This window comes from Bradyrhizobium algeriense, from assembly GCF_003062295.1.
In the GTDB taxonomy this organism is placed as follows: Bacteria; Pseudomonadota; Alphaproteobacteria; order Rhizobiales; family Xanthobacteraceae; genus Bradyrhizobium; species Bradyrhizobium algeriense.
Window position 1 is genome coordinate 1 of sequence record NZ_PYCN01000286.1, and the last position, 431, is coordinate 431.

General features: G+C 59.9%; 1 protein-coding gene. It reads right to left on the reverse strand.

Going from position 1 to position 431, the window contains the following annotated elements:
- On the reverse strand, positions 1–233 hold a 233-nt coding region (locus tag C7G61_RS43535), incomplete at its 3' end, for a transposase (RefSeq protein WP_145963878.1).
- Positions 234–431 lie beyond the last annotated feature (198 nt).

A 431-nucleotide genomic window follows, 5' to 3' on the forward strand; every position in this document is an offset into this window, starting at 1 on the left:
GTACCATCCTCGCGCCACTGCGCATAGTGGTAGAAGACAGCACCGCGCGGCGGATACTCGTGCGGCAGCAGCCGCCATTGCGCCCCGGTGCGCAGCAGATAGAAGATGGCATCGACGATGCGCCGGAGCGGATAGGTCTGCCGCCGTCCCGCCGGATGACTGCGGGGGACGAGGGGCGCGAGCAGTGCCCATTCGGCATCAGTGAGATCGCAGGCATAGAGACAAATATCCATAGCGGGGCTCCTCAACCGTTGCACACCCCGCATCCGCCTCATCAATCTTCACGAAAGCTATTCCAAATCAAGCACTTGAAGCGAGTAATAAAATTGCTCACCAGCCTCTGAGAGACGGAAGATCCAGCGTAGGCTTCGGCAGAGGAAGCCGGATGGTCATGGGTCTCGGCTACACCAAACCGTCACCGCGTTAGGATC